Below are 21,192 nucleotides of genomic sequence, written 5' to 3' on the forward strand. Positions count from 1 at the left end.
GCCCCCTCACGCGTTCGCCGCGGTCTGCGCGGGATAGGTGCCGGGGGCGCCGACGACGATCTTCGTCATCATCCCGCCGTACCCGGCCCCGCCACCGTTGTCGAGATAGGAGTACTTGCGGTCGTACAGCAGGTACTCCCCCGGTCCCGGCGCGACGAAGATCGCGTCGCGACTCTCACCCGGCCCGATCTCGACCATGTTCGTGGTCAGGTAGTTCGTCGTACCGTCACGACCCTTCAGCAGGCTGGCGTCCTTGGCGATCACGGTCAGGTCGAGGTTGTCCACGGTCATCGCGTGGTTCTGGTAGCCGAGGTTCGACAACCGCAGCAGCACCCGGTCGCCGGCGTTGCAGCGGATCAGCGACGAGATCGGCTGGTACTGCAGGCGGCCCGCCGCTGTGCTCAACGGGTCCCCGTTCGGGGCGATCGTGTCGGGGTACGCGCGACCGTTGAGCAGCCAGAAGCTGGGGTCGTAGTCGGTCCAGTCGTTCACCTGGATGTGCGCGTCCCGGTAGTGCGCCGCGGACCACAGTTCGGTGACCATGAAAGCGAACTCCCGGTCGTACGCCGTCGACCCGTCGCCGTCGTTGTAGGCGTACCGCTCCCCCGGGTGCAGCGGGGTACGGTTCTGAGCCGGCCGGACGAACACCATGCCGGTCATGCCCATCTGCACGTGCTCGACGTCCTCGAAGTGACAGTGGTACATGTACGTGCCCGCATCGTGCGGCCGGTAGAAGTACGTCAGATCCCGCCCGATCGGCACCGCGAGCGAGAGCTCCGGTACGCCGTCGAACAGCGGGATCGCGTTCACGAACCCATGCCAGTGCAGGGTGTGCCCGTCGAAGAGGTCAGGCCGCTGTGCCAGGCCGAGGTTCGTCAGGGTCAGATAGATGTCGTCGTCCTCGTCGAACGCCATCATCGGCGCGCTGATCTGCGCCTTGCCCCGCTGCGCGGCGACCAGGTTCGAAGTCATCCCGGTCACGTCGCGGAACCCGAAGACGTAGGTGTTGAACGGACTCGGCGCCAGCGGATCGGGGAAGAACGGCGGGTCCGGCGGAGCGTCGCCGGGCATCCCGACCCACCCGTCCGTGCCGACCAGATGGACCTGCCTGACAGGGTGCGCGGCGAGCGCCGCCGACCGGTCGGGTGCGGCCAGTACGGCGCCGCCGGTGAGCAGCCGCCCACCGAGCACCGCGCCGCCGACGGCACCCGCGCCGGTGAGAAACGAACGTCGCGTCAATCCACGCGACGTGGAGATATCAGTCACTGGAGTTCTCCCGTTGCTGGTTCGGTGTAGGACGAAAGTGCGGCCCGCCGGTGGGGGAACGGCGGGCTGCACGGCTCACGGCGTCATCTGGTCGGACCCGGCGTCGTACCGCCGGGCAACACCGGTACCGGTCGGCCGGGGATCGCCGTCGATGTCGGGGCTGGGCGCGGCCACGGTGTAGCTGAAGCCCGTGGTGCCTGTGCCCCATCGGACGACGACGTTCGCCGCCCCGCGGCCCCGCGCCGACGACGCCGGCGTGGCGGTGGCCAGATGGAAGTCGCCCATCAGGTCCGGTGGTAGCAGCTGCGCGACGATGGCGGCTTCCCGGAAGGCCGGGTAGGACCGGACGGCCAGGATGTTGACCGACACTTCGTACGGCGACACGAAGCCCGGGTCGACGGTGGAGTTCGTCGCGTCCGGAGCCGTCCCCGTCAGGTCCTGCAGCACCGTGTGGGTCGGTGTCAGCAGCGCCCCCGGAACATCGGCGGCACCCAGGTCCCAGTTGTTGACCGAGTTCGGCGTACCGTCCGGAAGTTGCCCGCCGATGCCGTAGACGTACCCGCCGCTGAAGGAGCCGGCCCGGTTGTCCCAGAACACGTCGTTCAGGAGCGTCGGCTTGCTGAACTCGGTGGCCGCCAGGGTCTGCGAACCGGAGAACAGCGAGGTGTTGCGCAGCCTCGCCTGCAGCGGGTCACTGTTCGCCGCGGTGGACAGACCGGCCGGAGCCGGCTGGCCGTTGCTGGTCACGGCCGTGGCCGTGGTCAGGTTCTTCGTGATCGTGTTGTTGACGATGTTCACGAAGGCCGCGTCGTCCAGCGCCAGGCCGCCGCCCTCGTGCGCCGACACGTTGTCCGCGATCGTGTTGTTGGTGATCGCGACGGTCTGCGGATCGAACCGGGAGATGTGCGATCCACTGACTTGGAGCAACCGGATGCCGCCGCCGTCGTCGTTGGCCAGATTCGCCTGGATGACGTTGGCGTCGATCTTGACCGGGCCCGAGCCCGGCGACAGTGCCGTCGGCGTGGCCGGCAGCTCGCCGGCGATCATGAGGCCGCCGCCCTCGTCGTACGACGCGTTGAACCAGACGCGGTTGCGGGTGATCGATCCGCCCGTGCTGCCACCGGGGTTGGCCATGTAGCCGAAGGCGCTCAGGGCACCGCCGTACTCGGCGGAGAAGTTCCCACACAGCGCATTGTCGGTGACCTGATAGCCGTCGCTGCCGGTGAACAGCCCGACGCCGCCGGCCAGGTTGGTCCCGCCGTTGTCACGGATCTGGTTCCGCGCGATCACGGGGTCGTAGTTGCGGTTGTCACCGACGTACGGCGTACCGATCCGGATGCCACCGCCGTACGAGCCACCGTTGCCGTGGATCACGTTGTCGGTCACCTGCGCGCCACGGACGTTTGAGTGCACGTAGACCCCACCGCCCTGCGTGACCAGCGCACCGGCCGCGCCGTACGGCGTACTCACGGCCCCGGTCAGGACGTTGACGTTGCCAGGTATGTCAGCCTGCGCGCCGCCCGTGATGCTGAGGCCGTCCAGCGTGACCGGCCAACTGGTCGGCGTGAACCGGGCTCGCCTCGGGTCGTCCAGCACGGTCACCACGGCCGCATCCGGCACTGCCGGGTTTCCGGAGTACACGAGGCCGCTCAGCAGGTTGATCCAGGCGGCGCCGTTGGGATTGTCCAAATTGAAGCCCGAGCCGTCGAGGATCGAGCCCGGTATCCACGTGCCGGCCGAGTCGAAGCCGCCCGGGCCGACACCCTGGATCCGGACCTGATGATGCACGATGACGTTCTCGTTGTAGTCACCACGGGGGTTGGTGCTGGTCTGTGCGTTCGGCCAGACCACCACCAGCCAGTACGGGCGTAGCCGTGTCGGCGTGGCCGCCTCGAGTGCTGCCTGGACGGTCTTGTACTGCTTGGTCGGACCGACCTCCGCGATCAGCGGGTTGCTCGCGGTCACACCGGCGAGCAGCGGGACGTTCGCCGCGAGCACCTGAACCGTCAGTCCGTTCACACTCGTCCTGCCGTTGTTCCCGGTGATCTCGAGGACGGCGGCGCCGAGCGGGAACAACGCGGGCACCGTGAACGTGATGCTCTTGTCGGTCCAGTTCGTCACGGCCATCGTCGTACCGTTGAGCGTCAGCCGGTCCGGACCACCGGAGGCTCCGAAGCCGAAACCGGTCACCGTGATGGACCGGTTCGCATCGCCCCGGCGGATGTACGGCCTGCTGACGGACAGCAGTTGCGGCACTGATACCCCGAGGTCACACATCGTCGGGTTGACCGTGGTCGTGTCCGGCGCCAGGACGGTGGCTGCTACTTGCGTCGGAGCCTGGTCGGTCACCGTGTAGAGGCCGGGCCAGGCCTGGAAGTTGGTCGCGATGGTTCTGAACCTGGAGTTGTAGTCCGGGTTCAGCGCACCGGGCTGACCTGGATCGTTGCCGACGAACCGGTACATGTTGGGGCACGGACCGGCAGGCAGCGGACAGTTGTACGTGCCCGTGGACGGCTCCAGTGCCTCGTAGAGTCCGTTGAAGTCGGTGTGCACGGTGTCTACCAGGCGGCCGGACCAGTCGTACAGACCGACCGGCACGAACGGCAGGCCCTGCGCCTCGCCGTAGTTGACGCTGCGCTTGTCGAGCGTCAGGCCGAGGTCGTTCAGCGTCAGGCCCCAGAAGTGCGTCGGGATCGGGACGTCGGTGAACAGGTTGAAGTTGGGTGCGGTCGCCTGGTTGGCCCGCAGGCCGACCAGCTTGTCGCCGCACAGCGGGCGCTCGTAGCCCTGGAACGGGCTGCCGCCGCCGGCGTTGAACGCGTCATTGGTGACGTCGACCGTGTGCAGCGGTCCGGCGCACGGCGAGATGATGCCCGCCTGCTGCGACGGCGGCTGATCCGGCGGTGTGGGCGTCGGGTCGGGCGGTCCCGCCGGATCGGCGGCCTGGGCGGGCGTGGCCGGTGGGTAGTTCTCCTGCGGCAGATACGTGTCACCGTCGAAGACGTTGACGTCCTCCTCCCGCGTCACTTTGTACATCGGCTTGCCGTCGACCGGGTCGTTCGGGATGTCGACCGACACGATGTAGTCGCGGGCAGGCAGGTCCTGCTCCTGGCCGGCCGGCAGCGGCGCGTAGAGCGCAAGACCGTCCGGGTTGTGCACGGTGTCCGTCGGCGGGTACAGATTGATCTTCGAGCTCGTGAATCCGTAGTTGCCGTTGACGGTCTGACCGCCGCCCGCGCTGTCGCTGGCTCCGACCGTGACCCCCATCATCGGGGCCTCGACACACAACCGGTTCTCCGCGGTACCGAACGCCGGAAGGGCCTGCTGATCGGTCAGCGGCTGACCGTTGTACATCCGGGCCGTGCAGCCGCGCGGTGGAGCCCACTCCTCCGAGGTATAGGCGTCCTGGACCTCGGGACCCTTGACGAAAGCGCCGTACCGCGGGTTGTCCACCAAGCCGCCGTTGTCGTCCGAGATCTGCTGGGGCTCGGTCTCGTAGCCCTGCCGGCAGAGTTCGGTCGGGGTTGCGTCAGTACAGGCCTTCGGCAGGTAGAGCCGGACCGGGATCCCTGGGATACCGGGCTGGTAGGGCTCGGTCGCGGCCTTCGCCGGGTCGAGCTCGTTCCGGGTCGTGTCGTAGGTGACGGTGCCGACGATGCCTCCGTTCGTACCGGGGTCGTACGGCTGCACACCCCAGTCGATCCGGCCGCGCAGACCGATGATCGGCAGGAAGTTGATGTCGACCAGGCTGCCCAGCTGGGTGGTCGGCTTGGTCTCGTTGGCCCCTTGGTACGTGATGCCGGTGGTCTTGTAGCGCGTGTTGAAGCCCTCCAGCACGAGCCACTTGCCCAACGGGTAGGTCTCCTTGATGTCGTAATTGCCGGCGGAGTCGGTCACCGCGGTGTTCGTGTACTGGTCCATCAGCGAGTTGTCGCGCTCGCGAACGGTCAGCGCGAAGCTCGGCACCGCCCGCTCGCCGGTGTCGCGCTTGCCGTTGCCGTTGGCATCGACGAACACACTGCCGTTGATGTGGGTGAACCAGCCGACGAGCATCTTGTTGCCGACGTCCGTCACATCACCGTTGTGCACCTCGACGTTGAAGCTCCACAGGATGTAGTCCTGGTCGTCGTCCCACAGCGTCAACTGATACGTCCCGTCCGGCACATTGGTGATGTCGAAGCTGCCGTTCGCCGCACCGCGACCGACGTACACGGCGGCATCGCCCGCGTCGAGGTCGGACAAGGCAACCCATGGATAGGCGATCGGGCCGTCGGACTTCGCGCCGGCGAAACCGGTCTCCGGGACGACCTGCCCGTTCTGGCCGCCGATGTACGGCAGGCCGGCGATCACGACGCCCTTGATCTCACCCGTCGGCGGCGTACCGGCCGGCGGTGTGATGCCCCTGGCCCGAACGAAGCCGAACTGGACGGCTGACACCAGTTCCGCGCCACGGACCTGTTCGGTGTCGTAGCCGGTCTCACCCTCCTGCTGCCAGATGTCGTGGTCGTGACCACCCTCTAGCGTGGTCGTCTGGACCCATTGACCGCTCTGTCCTGCCGGCGGGGAGACGGTCGCCGCATAGCGGTTCGGGCCGAGGTTCGGGATCACGATCTGACCGGTGGCATCACTCACGCACTGCCCGGTGGTCCGGGTGGTGTCGACGACCGGCTTGTTGTTGGCGTCGAACAGCATCGGTCCGCTGCCGTTGGCGTTCGCGTGCCGGTAGACGGTGCACAGCGCATTGCCGTAGTAGTCGGTGCTCACCAGGCCGAGAACATCGGTGAGGGTCGCGGTGAACCCGGCGAGTCCGCCTTCGGCGTCGGCTTCGTAGGTGCCGTCGACCGGGACGTTGTCGTTGAAGACCTGGAGCCGCAGCGTGGTCAGCGGCAGCGGCGTCGGGTTCATCCGCACCACGGCGTGCGTCGTCGCGCCCGAGCTGACGGTGAAGTGCTGCCCGTCGATCTTGAAGCCGTCAGCTGTGACGGAGATCAGGTATTTGCCCGGCGGCAGGTTGCCCAGCGCCGTACCGTCGTTCAGATCCGCTTCAGTGCCCTGGGCAACGATCGGGGCGAAGCCCGACGTCGGGCGGGTCGACGGCCACGGGCAGGTATCCGCGAAGTCCGGATCGGACGAGCCGCCAGGAGCTGTGGCCGGCAGGCAGCGGTCGGTCAGCTGGTTGGCCCGCGTGCCCGGGTCACCGGTGTCGTCGACGTTGATGAGCCACTTGTAGTGCGGCACCGGATCGTTCTCGTGCACGAATCCGGGACCCGAGTTCACCGACCGGGCACTGGCGACGTGCAGCGTCAGACTCCCCGGTCCTGCGGCCGCTGCCGGCGCTGCCCCTCGCACGGCCTGACCCGCCGACAACATCGCGATCAGGCTCAGTCCGGCCACCGCCCGGACCCAGCGCCGCGACACAACTCGCTGCTGGTACGTCACGATCCCTCCCCCACTTGCCGTCCCCCGGCGGACGTCCCACGGACGTCACGCTGTCAGCGGCAACAGTGCGGCAGCGACCAGGCGGGCGGGCCCGGATGACAGTGTTGTCACGCGACTCTCACCGAGGTCCGCGTCCGCCGGCGGACCGGCGACACAAACTCGTCATGGGTCAGACGGAGCTGAACAGCTCCGTGTGGATACGGCGCACTGGGACTCCGAGGTCCCGCAGGTCCTGACAGATTCCGGCCACCATCGTCGGTGGACCGCACAGGAAGTACTCCAGGTGCCGCGCACGTCGTGGCAGAACCCGGGACAGCAGCTCGAGGTCGATCCGTCCGACCTCACCGTGCCACCCTGCGTCCGGGGTCTCCACGACCTCGATCACCTTCAGGTTCATTCTGCCGCGCAACTCGTCGACCTGTTGGCCCAGGAGGATCCGATCCTCGGTCCGGGCTCCGACGATCAGTCGGTGCCGCCGGGTGTCGCCGCGATCGGCGAGAGTACGCAGCATGCTCAGCAGCGGAGTGATACCCACCCCGCCGGCTATCATCACGAATCCCTCGGAGGCGCCGTGTCCCTCGATCGTGAACCCGCCGTACGGACCGTCGAGGAAGACCCGTCGACCAGGCCGCAATGCACTCACCAACTCGGTGAAATCCCCTAGCGCCTTGATCGTGAACTCGATCCGCTCGGGATGTTCAGCGCTCGACGCCACGCTGAACGGATGCTCCTCGAACACGAACGGCGAAGAACCGATCTTGATCCACGCGAACTGCCCGGCATGGAACTCCATACCGTGGTGGTGGTCGGCACGCAGTACGAGCGTCACAGCGTCGCCGGGCTCCGTGCGAACCATCTCGACGCTGTACGCGTTGCGGCGTGCCCGCAGCGGCAGCCAGATCCATCGGCGTACGGCGAGACCGGCGGCCAGGGCGCCGATTGCGATGAACCACCCGCCCAGCAGTGGATGGCGGACGAGGTGCGCGAGCCACCACACGTGCAGCCATGCCGTGGTCAGCACGAACGCCGCAAGACCGTTGTGCACCAATCGCCAGCCCTCGTAGCGCGGCTGGCGACGGCGCCGGCGTACTGCCAGTCCGATCATCAAGACCAGCGCGACAGTCGATGCCGTCGCGGCCCGAGCCGCCCACGTCGTATGCCAGAGCTCGAGGATCCGCAGACCGCGCGGATCCACGAACAGCACGACGACCGCGTGAAGGAGGACCAGGCCGCCGGCCAGCATCGCGATCACGCGATGGATCCGCAGCACGGTCTCGATACCGAACGTCGCGACGAGTCGATGGAGCCGAGCTGGAAGCACCACGGCGACTGCGAGTGCGGAGAACCCCACGATGCCCGCACTCAGGGCCAGTCCCTCACCCGACCTGATGTGGCTGTCGTGCAGGACCAGCCAGGTCAGAAAGAACGGAAGCAGCAGGATGGCCAGGTACGCGGCGAACCAGCGCAACCTCGCGGCCAACCCGTACATTCGCATCGGCGCAGACCGAGAAGACATCCGGTGACAGCTCCTGACCGGTTGGGCCCCAGATGAAATAGAGACGAAGGTACACATCACGATCCGTCGCGTCGACTGGCGAAGCCATAGCTCGTCCGGCTTTGCACACGCCTTACGAATCCGTCAGAACAGGCGCGTCAGCGCCGTCACGACGGCTTGCGTTACCAACCTGTGACCTGCTAACTTCCGTGCCCTACAGACGGAGGCATGAGTGAGCGACCAGCAGCTCACGGGGAGATACGACGTCCAGGCTCTCCTGGATCGCAACGGCACAACTGTCCGGACATCGAGTGCAGTCGCTCCACGGGCACTTCGCCGGCGACGGATTCGGGCTCGGGCCCGGCGGCTGACAGGCGCCGGAACGGTGCTCAGTGCAATCGCCGTGGCGGTCGCAGGTGCGGTCCTGTTCGGCACGGACGGCGACCAGTCGAACACCGCGTTGTCAGCACCGCAGGCGCGAGCTGGTCGGACGGCCCCCAAAGCCGCACCACCGACACGACCGATCTCGAAGACAACCCCCCGGCGCCCGAGCCGTGGTCAAGCAACGCCGCGCCCCACGACCACCGCGGCGAAGTCACGCCTTCCGGTTGCTCCGGTCACACCTGCCCGCCCCACCGCGGCGGCAACCAGCCGGGCGAGTCAGCTCCATCACCTCGCCGACCTTCTAGGAAACGACGCGCGAGCCGTGGCCCTGGACGAGCTTCGATCAGCCGCGGCTAACCTCGACCAGGCCGCCACTCAGCTCTCAACCGGTAACACCGCTGCGGCCGAGGCCCTGATTCAAAGGGCGTTCGAGAGGGTCGCCGACACTCAGCGAAGCGGCAACTGGCAGCCCAGCCGGACCGAGTCGGACCTTCTGGGATCGTTCGGCTACCGTCCGCCGCCCGTCCTGTCGGCGGATCACCACCACGACGACTGAATCGGCACCCCTCTTGTTGCTTGAGATCATCGATCCAGGATGAGCCAGGCGTCAGCGGGTGCCGGCTCTGCTGAGGCGGTGGTAGACGTCGTTCCAGTGGAGTTCGCGCTGGAACTCGCGCACGGTGGTCGACGCGTCGATGACGGCCAGCTCGACGGAAAGCATGTCGGCGAAGTCTTCGTAGACCTCCCGGTCGAGGGCGGTCGTCAGGACCGTGTGATGCGGTGCCCCGGCGACCAACCACGACTCGGCCGAGGTGGACAGGGACGGCTCGGGCTTCCAGACCGCGCAGGCGACAGGGAGCCGCGGGAGCGCCTCGTCCGGCTCGACGAGGTGTACGACGTTGGCCGTGAGCCGGAAGCGGTCGCCCAGGTCGGCGATCCCGACCACGACACCGTCTCCCGGGTCGGCGGTGAAGCGCAGCCGGACCGGATCCTCGCGGCCGCCGATCGAGAGCGGGTGGATCTCCAGCGACGGGCGGGCCGACGTGAGCGACGGGCACACCTCGAGCATGTGGGCGCCGAGGATCTTCTCCTCCCCCGGCACCAGGTGGTACGTGTAGTCCTCCATGAACGACGTACCGCCCGGCAGCCCGTCGGCCATCGCCTTGCTGGCACGCAGCAGCACCGAGGTCTTCCAGTCCCCTTCACCGCCGAACCCGTAGCCGTCGGCCATCAGCCGCTGCACGGCCAGACCAGGCAGTTGGCGGAGTCCGCCCAGATCCTCGAAGTTGGAGGTGAACGCTCCGAACCCGCCGTCGGTCAGGAACGATCGCAGGCCCAGCTCGATCTGTGCCCCGTAGCGCAGCGACTCGTGCCGCTCGCCGCCAGGCAGCAGTTCGGGTACGACGGCGTACGTGTCGACGTACTCGTCCACCAAAGTGGAGACCTCGTCACCGGTGACGCCGTCGACCGCTGCAACGAGCTCGTTGACGCTGTAGGTGTTGACCGATACGCCGAACCGCAACTGCGCCTCGACCTTGTCTCCCTCGGTCACGGCGACGTCGCGCATGTTGTCGCCGAAGCGCGCGAGCTTGAGCGAACGAAGTTCGGCGACGCCGAGCGCCGCACGAGCCCAGTGCCCGACCCGCTGCTGGACGGAAGCAGACTCGACATGCCCGGCCACGGTCTTGCGCGGCACCTGCAGCCTCGACTGGATGTAGCCGAACTCGCGGTCGCCGTGCGCAGCCTGGTTGAGGTTCATGAAGTCCATGTCGATCGTTGACCAAGGCAACGCGACATTGGCCTGCGTGTGCAGGTGCAGCAGCGGTTTGCGGAGCGCGTCGAGTCCGGCGATCCACATCTTCGCCGGCGAGAAGGTGTGCATCCACGCGATGACGCCGACGCACTCCGGCGCGCTGTTCGCCGCGAGCATCTGCCGGCGGATCGCATCGGCGTCGAGCAGCACCGGCTTCCACGCGATCTCCACGGGCAGGCCGGCGTCGGCGAGACGCTTGGCAACCGCCTGAGACTGTTCGGCGACCTGCTCGAGGGTGCCAGGGCCGTACAGACCCTGGCTGCCGGTCAGGAACCAGACCTCGCGAGCGGTCTCAGTGGTGTTCACAGTCATGCGGTCCTTCCGGGATCTGACCAGCAAAGAGCAGCGGTCATCGTTGTCCGTAGACGTTCTGGTAGCGGTCGAAGAGCTGGTCGACGTACGACTGGTCGATGGGGATCGGCTCGCCGAGTTGCCGGGCGAGGTGCACCGTGCGGGCGACGTCCTCACACATGACAGCCGCCTTGACCGCGGCCTTGGCGGTCGACCCGATGGTGAAGACACCGTGGTTCTGCATCAGGACGGCGGGCGAGCGCGAGCCGCGGAGCGTCTCGACGATGCCGCGGCCGATCGAGTCGTCCCCGATGATCGCGAACGGCCCCACCGGGATCGAGCCGCCGAACTCGTCGGCGCACATCGTCGTGACGCACGGGATCGCTTCACCGCGCGCGGCCCACGCGACGGCGTACGGCGAATGGGTGTGCACCACGCCGCCGACGTCCGGCATCTCCCGGTAGACGTAGGCCTGGGCCTCGGTGTCCGAGGACGGCGCGTGCTCACCGTCGACGACCTTGCCGTCGAGGTCGCAGACGACCATGTTCTGCGGTGTCAGCTCGTCGTAGGCGACCCCGCTCGGCTTGATCACCATGAGGTCGTGCCCGGGGACCCGGGCGGAGACGTTGCCCGCCGTCCACACCACCAGCCCGTAGGCAGGCAGATGCGCATGCAGCTGACACACCTCGGCCCGCAGCCGGGTGAGAGTGTCGGCTACATCCGCGATCGCGCTCACTTGGCCTCCACCGCCCTGCGCCGGATCGCTTTCAACTTCCGCATCAACTTGGTGTCCCGCCCGAAGTGGTCGTGCAGCTCGAGGTACAGCTCGAACAGCTCGTCGTACGCCTTGGCCCGTTCCTCGTCCGGGAGGTGCACGCCGCGCCGCACCTTGCCCATGCTCTTGGCCGCCGTCGGGACGTCGGAATAGGCACCCGCGGCGACCGCCGCGTGGATGGCCGAACCCAGCGCCGGCCCCTGTTCGGAATCGATGATCGACAGCGGAAGCCTGGTGACGTCGGCGTAGATCTGCATCAGCAGGGCGTTCTTCGCGAGCCCGCCGGCGATGATCAACTCCTTCACCGGTACGCCGCTGTTCGCGAACGTCTCGACGATGACGCGGGTACCGAACGCGGTCGCCTCGAGCAGGGCGCGGTAGCCGTCCTCGGGGCGGGTCGCCAGCGTCTGGCCGACGACCAGTCCGGAGAGTTCGTGGTCGACGAGCACCGACCGGTTGCCGCTGTGCCAGTCGAGCGCGACGAGCCCGTGCTCGGCCACCGCCTGATCGGCCGCGAGCCTCGTCAGGTGCTCGTGCAACGACTCCCCCGCGGCGGCAGCAGCTTCGTGGTACGACGGCGGTACGGCGTTGTCGACGTACCAGCCGAAGATGTCGCCGACGCCGCTCTGGCCGGCCTCGTAGCCCCAGCTGCCCGCGATGATGCCGCCATCGACAACACCGCACATGCCGGGCACCTCACGTAGCGCGTCCGCGCTCATCACGTGACACGTCGACGTACCCATGATGGCGACCATCTGCCCCGCGTCCACTGCCTGCGCCGCGGGCGCTGTCACGTGCGCATCGACGTTCCCGACGGCGACCGCGATACCTTCAGGAAGCCCGGTCCACGCAGCTGCCTCGGCAGTCAACGGTCCGGCCGCGGAGCCGAGCTGCCCGATCGGGTGCTCCAGTTTGTCCGCGACGAAGGCCCCGAAGCCGGGCGCGAGGCCCTCGAGGAAGTCCGTCGACGGATACCGGCCGTCCTGCAGGATGCCCTTGTAACCCGCGGTGCAGGCGTTGCGGACGTAGCGCCCGCACAACTGCCACACGATCCAGTCGGCCGCCTCGACCCACCGATCCATCCGGTCGTAGAGCGGGCGGTCCTCCTCGAACATCTGCAGCGCTTTGGCGAACTCCCACTCCGACGAGATCAATCCGCCGTACCTCGGCAGCCAGTCCTCTCCCCGCTCGCGGGCGAGTTCGTTGATGCGGTCGGCCTGCGACTGCGCGGCGTGGTGCTTCCACAGCTTGACGTACGCGTGCGGTCGGTCGGCGAACCCGTCTGCCTCGTTCAGCGGCGTACCGTCGGCGAGGCACGGAACCATCGTGCAGGCGGTGAAGTCGGTAGCGATTCCGATCACTCGCGCCGGGTCGATCCCGGACGCGGCGATCGCCGCGGGGACGGCGGTCCTGAGCACCTCGCGGTAGTCGTCGGGGACCTGCAGGGCCCACTCCGGCGGCAACCGCAGACCGGTCGCCGGCAGCCGGTCGTCGATCACCGCGTGCGCGTACTCGTGGACGCCGGTACCGAGCTCGGCCCCGTCACTCACGCGAACGACAACAGCGCGGCCGGACAACGTACCGAAGTCGACTCCGACCACGTACTGGTCTTCGGGGCTCATGCACAGATCCTCTCTGATGATGTGCAGGAACAGCATCAGTGCCGAGATTGTGAACGCTAACATTCTAGCTTGTCAAGAACGGTAACAACCATCCGGACAGCGCCTGTTAGCGTTAACGGTCAGTACCGCGGTGGTGCCGTGGAGTCGCGTACGACGAGTGCCGGGCGGATCAGCTCGGCCGACGGATCGACCTCACCGCCGAGCGCCCGCAGGGTCAGCTCGACGGCGCGCCGGCCGAGCAGGGAGAACTCCTGGTCGACGGTCGTGAGAGCCGGCCAGAGGTACCGCGCCTCGGGCACGTTGTCGAAGCCGACGACGCTGATCTCTCCCGGGACGTCACGGCCCTTCTCGTGCAAGGCGTACGTCAGCCCGATGGCCATCCCGTCGTTGGCCACGAAGACCGCCGTCACGTCCGGATCCGCCGCGATCCGCAGACCGGCCTTGTACCCGCTCTCCGCCGACCAGTCGCCGGAGAGCTCCGGTCCGGGCAGCACATGACGCTGCTCGTGCGCGATCCGCCAGCCCGCACGCCGCTGGCCGGCCTCCACCCACTCCAGCGGCCCGGTGACATGGGCGACGTGACGGTGGCCGAGGTCGAGCAGATGCTCCACCGCCAGGCAGGCACCGGCCTCCTGGTCGATTCCCACCGCCATCCGCTGCCCGTCGCTGACCCCTTGGACGACGACCAGGGGGACGGGCATCTCGAGGGACCTCACCTGCTCGAGCGCCTCGCGATGGGCCACGGCCACGACGATCGCCTCGACCGCCTCGTCGAGCAGGCGATCGACGGCCTCCCGGAGCGACTGCGCCGTGAAGTCCTCGACCGCGACGAGCGAGACGTCGTACCCCGCCTTGTGCCCGGCATCCTGCACCGACACAGCGATCATGCTCGGCCCGTGCAGCACCAGATGAGCCGAGATCATCCCGATGCGATGCGACCTGTTCGTCACGAGCATCCGGGCCGCGTTGTTGCGCCGGTAGCCCAACTCGGCGATCGCCGCGAGCACGCGGGTGCGGGTCTCGTCCCGCACCAGCTCCGATCCGTTCAGCACCCGGGAGACCGTCTGGTGCGAGACGCCTGCCGCGGCGGCCACATCGGTCATGCTCGGAGCTCGCCCAAGCCCCTCGCTCGCTCTCGCCATGAGGAAATACTAGGTGCGCGGCGCCGCTGATCCCCGGACGGCCGGCCGAGCGTCCTGCGGCGGGGCGGTCGTACTGCGGACCATCAGACGCGGTTGAACCGGCTCGGGCTGGACCGACGTACCGCCGATGCGCGCGAGGACCGTCTGGACGACGCGCCGGCCCAGTTCGGCGAAGTCCTGCCGAACTGTCGTCAGGGGCGGAGCGTAGTACGGCGCCTCGGGGACGTCGTCGAAGCCGACGACACTGATGTCGTCCGGAACCCGGATCCCAGCTTCGTCGAACGCGCTGAGCAGCCCCAGGGCCATCTGATCGTTGGCGACGAAGACGGCTGTGACCTCCTCTCCCCCGCGACGACGTGCGATCAGCTCGCGGCCAGCCAGGTAACCGGTCGGCGGCCACCAGTCACCGTGCAGCACAGGGGGCACAGGAGCGCCGACCGACTCGAGCTCGATCCGCCAGCGACGCTGCCGGGCATCGGCCTCGAGAGCGTTGGCCGGCCCTCTCACGTGATGCACAGTGCGGTGCCCGAGGTCGAGCAGATGCTTGGTGGCGAGTGCGGCGCCGGTCTCCTGGTCGACCCAGACCCCGAGGTCCTGCCCACCACGCTCCGCCTGGACGGTGATCAGCGGCACCCTCGGGTTCACCACGGGCAAGGCGCGAACAGCACCCTCATAGGTGCTCAACGCAACAATGGCGTCGACGGACTGCGTCGCCAACCGCCCGACAGCCTCGATCAGATTGCCGGGGCTGTCGTCGTCGAGCACCGACACGGTCAGGAAGTAGCCGGCCTCGCGCGCCGCATGTTCCAGACCCAGCAAGGTCTGGGCGGGGCCGTACTGGCTCACGTTGGCGATCGCCAGGCCGATCGTGCGCGACGATCCGGTCACCAGGGCCCGGGCCGCGCTGTTGGGCCGGTAGCCGAGCTCGGCGATCGCGTCCAGCACCTTCTTGCGGGTCGCGGCAGACACGTTCGGCTGCGCGTTGACCACCCTCGACACCGTCTGGTGCGAAACCCCGGCGCGGGCGGCGACGTCCGCCATACCGAGGGAGCGGGTCGCCCCGAGATCTGCTGGTCCCGAACCCACCACGGGGCGATCCATAGGGCTCCTTCGTCAGCGGGAGGCGCCGGCGCGGCGCTTGTTGTAGATGTCGAAGGCAACGGCCAGCAGCAGCACCAGGCCCTTGACGACCGACTGCGTCGACTGGTCGACACCCATCAACTGCATACCGTTGCTCATCACCGCCATGATGAGACCGCCGACCATCGCCCCGACCACGGTGCCGACGCCACCCGCGACGGCGGCGCCGCCGATGAACGCCGCGGCGATGGCGTCGAGTTCGAACATGTTGCCGGCCGCCGGCTGGGCGCCGTTGGACCGCGACGAGTAGATGACGCCGGCGATCCCGGCCAGGAATCCCATGTTCACGAAGATCCAGAAGTTGACCTTGCGGACCTTCACACCGGACAGCATCGCGGCCGACAGGTTGCCACCGATCGCGTAGACCTGGCGGCCGAAGACGGTGTTGTTCGTCATCAGTCCGTAGGCGATCACGAGGACGGCCAGAATGATCAGGACGATCGGCAGACCGCGGGCGTGGGCCAGCTGCCAGGCGAAGTACATGACGACCGCGGCGACCACCAGCACGCGAGCCACGAACAGCGGGAACGACTCCACCGGCTGCTGGTAGCGGATCCGCGCCAGCCGGGTCCGGAACACGCTGACCGCATACCCGGCGACCGCGATCGCGGCGACGAGCAGCGTGAACGCGTCGTACCCCTGCCCGCCCATCAGGCCGTTCAGGAAGCCGCTGGCGACCTTCTGGTAGTCGGCCGGGAACGGCGACAAGGAGACGTTGTCCAGTACCTGCAACGTCAGGCCCCGGAACAGCAACATGCCGGCCAGCGTCACGATGAACGCAGGCATACCGACGTACGCCACCCAGAAGCCGTGCCAGGCTCCGACCGCGACACCCACCGCGACGGCCGCGACCACGCCGACCCACCACGGTTGTCCGTGCTGGATGACCAGTACGGCGGACACCGCGCCCGTCAACGCGACGATCGATCCGACCGACAGGTCGATATGCCCGGCGATGATCAGGATCACCATGCCGATCGCGAGCACCAGGATGTAGGAGTACTGGAGCACGATGTTGGTGATGTTGCCCGGGCTGAGCAGGACACCGTCGGTCAGGAACGCGAACAGCGCCACGATCACGACGAACGCGATGTAGATACCGCTCTGCCGCAGGTTGCGCGTCAGCAAGGTGAGCGGATCGCTGGTGCCGACGTGCAGCGCGGCGGCGGGGGCGCTCTCCGCCGGTGCGTCCTTCGGCCGAGCGGTTGGTTCGGTGCTGGTCATCCGGCGAGCTCCTTCTCCATCGTCATGAGCGCCATGAGGTCTTCCTGAGTGGCCTGGCCGACCGGCAACTCACCAGTGATCCGTCCGGCCGACAACGTGTAGATCCGGTCGCACATCCCCAACAGTTCAGGGAGTTCGGAGGAGATGACGATGACCGCCTTCCCCTGGGCCACGAGCCGGTTGATGATCGTGTAGATCTCGAACTTGGCTCCGACGTCGATACCGCGCGTGGGCTCGTCCAGGATGAGCACGTCCGGATCCGTGAAGAGCCATTTGGACAGCACGACCTTCTGCTGGTTACCCCCGGACAGGGTGCCGACGGTGTCCAGCACGGTGCGCGTCTTGATGTTCATGTCGCGCCGGCCCTGCTCGGCGACCTTGATCTCCTCGTTGCCGTTGATCCAGCCGGCCCGGGCCAGCTTGCCGAGTGCCGCGGCGGAGACATTGGCCCGGACGTCGGCGATCAGGTTCAGCCCGTACCGCTTGCGGTCCTCGGTGGCGTAGGCGATGCCGTTGGAGATCGCCTCGGCCACGGTCCGGGCCCGGACCTCCTTGCCGTGCAGGTACAGCCGGCCGCTGATATTGCGTCCGTACGAGCGCCCGAAGACACTCATCGCGAGTTCGGTGCGTCCCGCGCCCATCAGTCCGGCGATGCCGACGACCTCGCCGGCCCGCACGTTGAGGGAGGCTCCGTCGACGACCTTGCGCTGCTGGACCGGATGCCACGCCGTCCAGTTCTCGATCCGCAGCACCTCAGGCCCCGGCTCGGAGACCCGGTCCGGATAGAAGCTGTCGATGTCGCGTCCGACCATGCCGCGGATGATCCGCTGCTGGGTCACGTCCCCGGAGCTCATGTCGAGGGTCTCGACCGTCTGGCCGTCCCGGATCACCGTGGTGGAGTCGGCGATCGCCGTGATCTCGCTGAGTTTGTGGGAGATCATGATGCAGGTGATCCCCCGGTCCCGGAGCCGGCGGAGCAGCTCGAGCAGATGTGCCGAGTCCACGTCGTTGAGCGCGGCGGTCGGCTCGTCGAGGATCAGCAGCCGGACCTCCTTGGACAGGGCCTTGGCGATCTCGACCAACTGCTGCTTGCCGACTCCGAGCTGGATCACCGGCGACACCGGGTTCTCGTCCAGCCCGACCGACGCCAGCAGTTCGCGCGCCTCGGCGTTGGCCCGGTTCCAGTCGATCAGCCCGCCGCGGCCGCGGCGTTCGTTGCCGAGAAAGATGTTCTCCGCGATCGACAGGTAGGGCACGAGGGCCAGCTCCTGATGGATGATGACGATCCCGACCGCCTCGCTGTCACGGATGCCACCGAAGTGCACGGGTTTTCCGTCGAACCTGATCTCGCCCTCGTAGCTACCGGTCGGGTAGACGCCGGACAGCACTTTCATCAGGGTCGACTTGCCGGCACCGTTCTCGCCACAGATCGCGTGGATCTCCCCACGCCGTACGGCGAGTGACACGTCCTCGAGAGCCGTGACACCGGGGAAACGCTTGGTGATTCCCCGCATCTCGAGCAGCACGTCGTTCATTCAGCCTCCTTCACGTCCACACCGTCCACACCATCGACACCGTCCACGTCGGATCACGGCCGGGGCCCGGCGGTTCGCATCCCGCCGGGCCCCGGCCGGGCTTCACTTCGCCTGACCGGCGGCGACCTCGGCGGCCGTGTAGTAACCGGAGTCGACGAGCTGCTTCTGGATGTCCTGCTTGAAGACGGTCTGGATCGGCAGCAGGTACGCCGGGACCACCTTCACGCCGTTGTCGTACGACTTGGTGTCGTTCGCCTCCGGCTGCTTCTTCTCCAGGAACGCCACCGACGCGTTGACGGCCTGATCGGCCAGCAACCGGGTGTCCTTGAAGATCGTGGAGCTCTGGACACCGGTATTGATCAGCTTGACCGACGCGATCTCCGCGTCCTGACCGGTGATCGCCGGCATCGGGTTGGCCGCCGTACCGTAGCCGACGTTCTGCAACGCGGTGATGATGCCGCGCGAAATGCCGTCGTACGGCGAGAGCACGCCGGCCACCTTGGCGCCGTCGTTGTAGCTCGAGGTCAGCAGGTTCTCCATCCGCTTCTGCGCGGCCTCCTGCTGCCAGCGCAGGATCGCGACCTGCTCGAGCTTGGTCTGCTTCGACTTGACCACCAGCGTGCCGTTGTCGATGTACGGCTTCAGGGTGTCCATGGCGCCCTGGAAGAAGAAGTGCGTGTTGTTGTCGTCCAGCGAACCGGCGAAGACCTCGATGTTGAGCGGCCCGGTCTTGGTGCCCTTCGAGCCGTCCGCGTTCTCCAGGCCCAGCCCGCGAAGAAGTGACTTGGCCTGGGCGACGCCGACCTTGTAGTTGTCGAAACTGACGTAGAAGTCGACGTTCTGGCTGCCGCGGATGAGCCGGTCGTACGCGATCACCGGGATCTTCTTGTCGGCCGCTGCCTGCAACTGGCTGCTGAGCGCGGTGCCGTCGATGGCGGCGATCACCAGCACGTCGGCGCCCTGGGTGATCATCTGGTCCACCTGCTGCGACTGGGTCGGGATGTCGTCGTTGGCGTACTGCAGATCGACCTTGTATCCCTTCGCCTCGAGCTTCTCCTTCACCGCCTTGCCGTCGGCGATCCAGCGCTCCGACGTCTGCGTCGGCATCGACACCCCGATGGTCAGGTCCTTGGGCTGCTGACTCGCGGTGTCGGTGGTCCCGCCTGCTCCTTGTCCGCCGCACGCCGCGAGACCGAGCACCAGCAAGGCCCCGCTCAGAGTGGCCACAAACCTCTTCTTCACAACTCTTCCCCTCCAGTGCCCGATCGGATTGTTAGCGCTCACATGTTTGCGCTCACATTCCGGTTGGTCAAGACATCAACCAGACATCCGCGCGTCACGGTCTCGTAACGGCGATCAACCGGACCTTGGCGACGCATCGACGAACATCGTTCCTGGAAAGGGCATTCCGCGCACAGCGCGATCCTCGGAGGCATTACAGCCGATCCCCGAGACCCTCATACCGGACCGGGGAAAATCTTCACCCATCAATGGACACGTTAACAACTGAAACATACTCACCAGCCCGAGCAAGATCATGTTGTGCTCGCCCGAGATCAGCGGGGGCGCTTGCTGCTCCAAGCGTGGAGTTCGGCCCGCAGTGCTGGGTCGGACATCACCAGGTAGACCAGCGGACAGTCCTGTGGCCCGCTGGCGCCCGGCACACACAGCGAACATGGATCTCCGGGCCGGATCGGGCACTTCGCCTGCGCCGGACCGCGGCGCTCCGCCATCCAAGGATCCTTTCGATACGACGAACGTTCCGCTGTGGAACGACAGAACTACCTCGTCTGGACGGGCATGCTGGTGAGGGCGCACTCCACCCAGGTAGTACCCGGCGTGAGCTCGAGCCGTCTTCCGTCCAAGGTGGTGAACTTGAAGGGCTCGTTCACCGCGCCCTTGACCCAACGTCCGCTCACGACCTTGTCGCCGGTGAACAGCCTCAGGGTTCCGGAGGCGTCGAACACATCCAGAATCGTCATCGTGGGCTTGGCTTTCGGGAAGCTGGTGTCACGGCCGGCGGTCAGTACGACGACGTTGTCGGCCGTCACCTGAGTACCGTTCTCCATGAGGTGCGGCGACCACTTCTCCGCCCGGGCCCAGCGATGCGACCCCTGGACGTAGGTCCAGGTCGCGGTCGCGGAACCGCCGTACCCGATCGTCACCGAGGACGCAGGGCTGCCGGCGCGCTGCGCTGTCGACTGCTCCAGGTCTGCCGAATAACTGAAGTACGGCGTCGGCGCAGTCTTCCGGTCACTCAGCTCCAGAAGCTTGCCGGGGCGAGCGAAGACGTGGTTCGGCGCGGGTCTGGTGTCATCGAGGCGATAGGTCCCGGCGGGCACGCGCAGGGTGCCGAGATTGTCGAGATCGGCGACCCGATCGACGTACTCCATCACCCACCGATCCGCCATCGTGTCGGCGATGATGCCCTTGGTCGGTCCGATCAACGCCGCGTCCATGGGACGGAGCGATCGCACCGGGCCGACCTGGGCCGGCAGCTTGGAATGGAAGATCGCCGCGAGCCGGGTGGTCCCTGCGGTGATCGGCTCGACGAAGACGATGTCGGCATCGCCGATCCCACGCTGCGGATGCGCATCCGGTGTATTCGACACCTTCACGGTGATCGCCGGGTGATCCAGCGACGCTGCGGCCGGCAGGCCCGTGAGCGGAGCTCTCCCGCCCCGGCTCGCCGGACCCTTCGACGTAGGCGTCGGCGCGGCCGGCGTACCCGGCTCCCCGTCCCCCCGCCAGGCGACGAACCCGACGGCGGCGGCAATCAAGGCGACGACGAGTACGGCGCCCGACACGAGCCGCCCTCGACGGCTCGCGAACCAGTGGCCAATTCTCATATCTCGATCGTCGCGACCGGTGCTCAGCGCGGGCACAGGCCAAAGTCCCGCCGAGCCGGTCCAACGGCCCTAGGCGCTCCGGCTCAGCGCCGGGCCCCCAACTTCACCGGTAACTCAACCGGCGCTGTGCCCCGCTGAGCAGCCACACCGAACCGGGTCCCGGGCTGCACAGGGGACGAACGGACTCGGCTGATCAGAGGCTTTCGGCCCTGCCCGA

At 67.4% G+C, this 21,192-nt stretch carries 13 protein-coding genes; all 13 read right to left on the bottom strand.

Annotation, left to right across the window (positions count from 1 at the left end; genetic code table 11):
• Positions 1-6 precede the first annotated feature (6 nt).
• Entirely contained in the window at positions 7-1,266 is a 1,260-nt protein-coding gene (locus EV651_RS36790; RefSeq protein ID WP_133790027.1) for a multicopper oxidase domain-containing protein, read from the bottom strand.
• 75 nt (positions 1,267-1,341) lie between these two features.
• Complete coding sequence (locus tag EV651_RS36795; RefSeq protein ID WP_133790029.1) at positions 1,342-6,705, bottom strand: hypothetical protein; 5,364 nt, start codon at positions 6,703-6,705, stop codon at positions 1,342-1,344.
• Positions 6,706-6,874: 169 nt separating this feature from the next.
• Positions 6,875-8,221, bottom strand: coding sequence for a ferric reductase-like transmembrane domain-containing protein (locus tag EV651_RS36800; protein WP_166658912.1), 1,347 nt, complete (start codon positions 8,219-8,221; stop codon positions 6,875-6,877).
• 970 nt (positions 8,222-9,191) lie between these two features.
• Entirely contained in the window at positions 9,192-10,703 is a 1,512-nt protein-coding gene (gene araA, locus EV651_RS36805) for an L-arabinose isomerase (protein WP_370353983.1), read from the bottom strand.
• 43 nt (positions 10,704-10,746) lie between these two features.
• Positions 10,747-11,424 (bottom strand): L-ribulose-5-phosphate 4-epimerase, encoded by a 678-nt coding sequence (locus tag EV651_RS36810; protein ID WP_133790035.1) that lies wholly within the window; start codon positions 11,422-11,424, stop codon positions 10,747-10,749.
• Positions 11,421-13,085: a ribulokinase gene (araB, locus tag EV651_RS36815; protein ID WP_202870682.1), complete on the bottom strand. Its 1,665-nt coding sequence runs from the start codon at positions 13,083-13,085 to the stop codon at positions 11,421-11,423. The genes EV651_RS36810 and araB overlap by 4 nt, the downstream gene beginning before the upstream one ends.
• A gap of 119 nt (positions 13,086-13,204) precedes the next feature.
• On the bottom strand, positions 13,205-14,188 hold the full coding sequence (locus tag EV651_RS36820) for a LacI family DNA-binding transcriptional regulator (protein WP_202870683.1): 984 nt from the start codon (positions 14,186-14,188) through the stop codon (positions 13,205-13,207).
• 48 nt (positions 14,189-14,236) lie between these two features.
• On the bottom strand, positions 14,237-15,328 hold the full coding sequence (locus EV651_RS36825) for a LacI family DNA-binding transcriptional regulator (protein WP_133790039.1): 1,092 nt from the start codon (positions 15,326-15,328) through the stop codon (positions 14,237-14,239).
• Between the two features lie 12 nt (positions 15,329-15,340).
• A complete protein-coding gene (gene mmsB / locus EV651_RS36830; RefSeq protein WP_133790041.1) occupies positions 15,341-16,591 on the bottom strand; it encodes a multiple monosaccharide ABC transporter permease in 1,251 nt (416 codons plus the stop codon).
• Entirely contained in the window at positions 16,588-18,126 is a 1,539-nt protein-coding gene (mmsA, locus tag EV651_RS36835; RefSeq protein WP_133790043.1) for a multiple monosaccharide ABC transporter ATP-binding protein, read from the bottom strand. Before mmsA ends, mmsB begins: the two co-directional genes overlap by 4 nt.
• Positions 18,127-18,228: 102 nt before the next feature.
• Positions 18,229-19,353, bottom strand: coding sequence for a multiple monosaccharide ABC transporter substrate-binding protein (chvE, locus tag EV651_RS36840; protein ID WP_238157433.1), 1,125 nt, complete (start codon positions 19,351-19,353; stop codon positions 18,229-18,231).
• 329 nt (positions 19,354-19,682) lie between these two features.
• Entirely contained in the window at positions 19,683-19,859 is a 177-nt protein-coding gene (locus tag EV651_RS41675; protein WP_166658913.1) for a DUF6767 domain-containing protein, read from the bottom strand.
• A 48-nt stretch (positions 19,860-19,907) separates the two neighbouring features.
• Positions 19,908-20,975, bottom strand: coding sequence for a DUF3048 domain-containing protein (locus EV651_RS36845; protein WP_133790047.1), 1,068 nt, complete (start codon positions 20,973-20,975; stop codon positions 19,908-19,910).
• Positions 20,976-21,192 lie beyond the last annotated feature (217 nt).

The sequence above is a fragment of the Kribbella sp. VKM Ac-2571 genome, assembly GCF_004362255.1.
Taxonomy (GTDB): Bacteria; Actinomycetota; Actinomycetes; order Propionibacteriales; family Kribbellaceae; genus Kribbella; species Kribbella pratensis.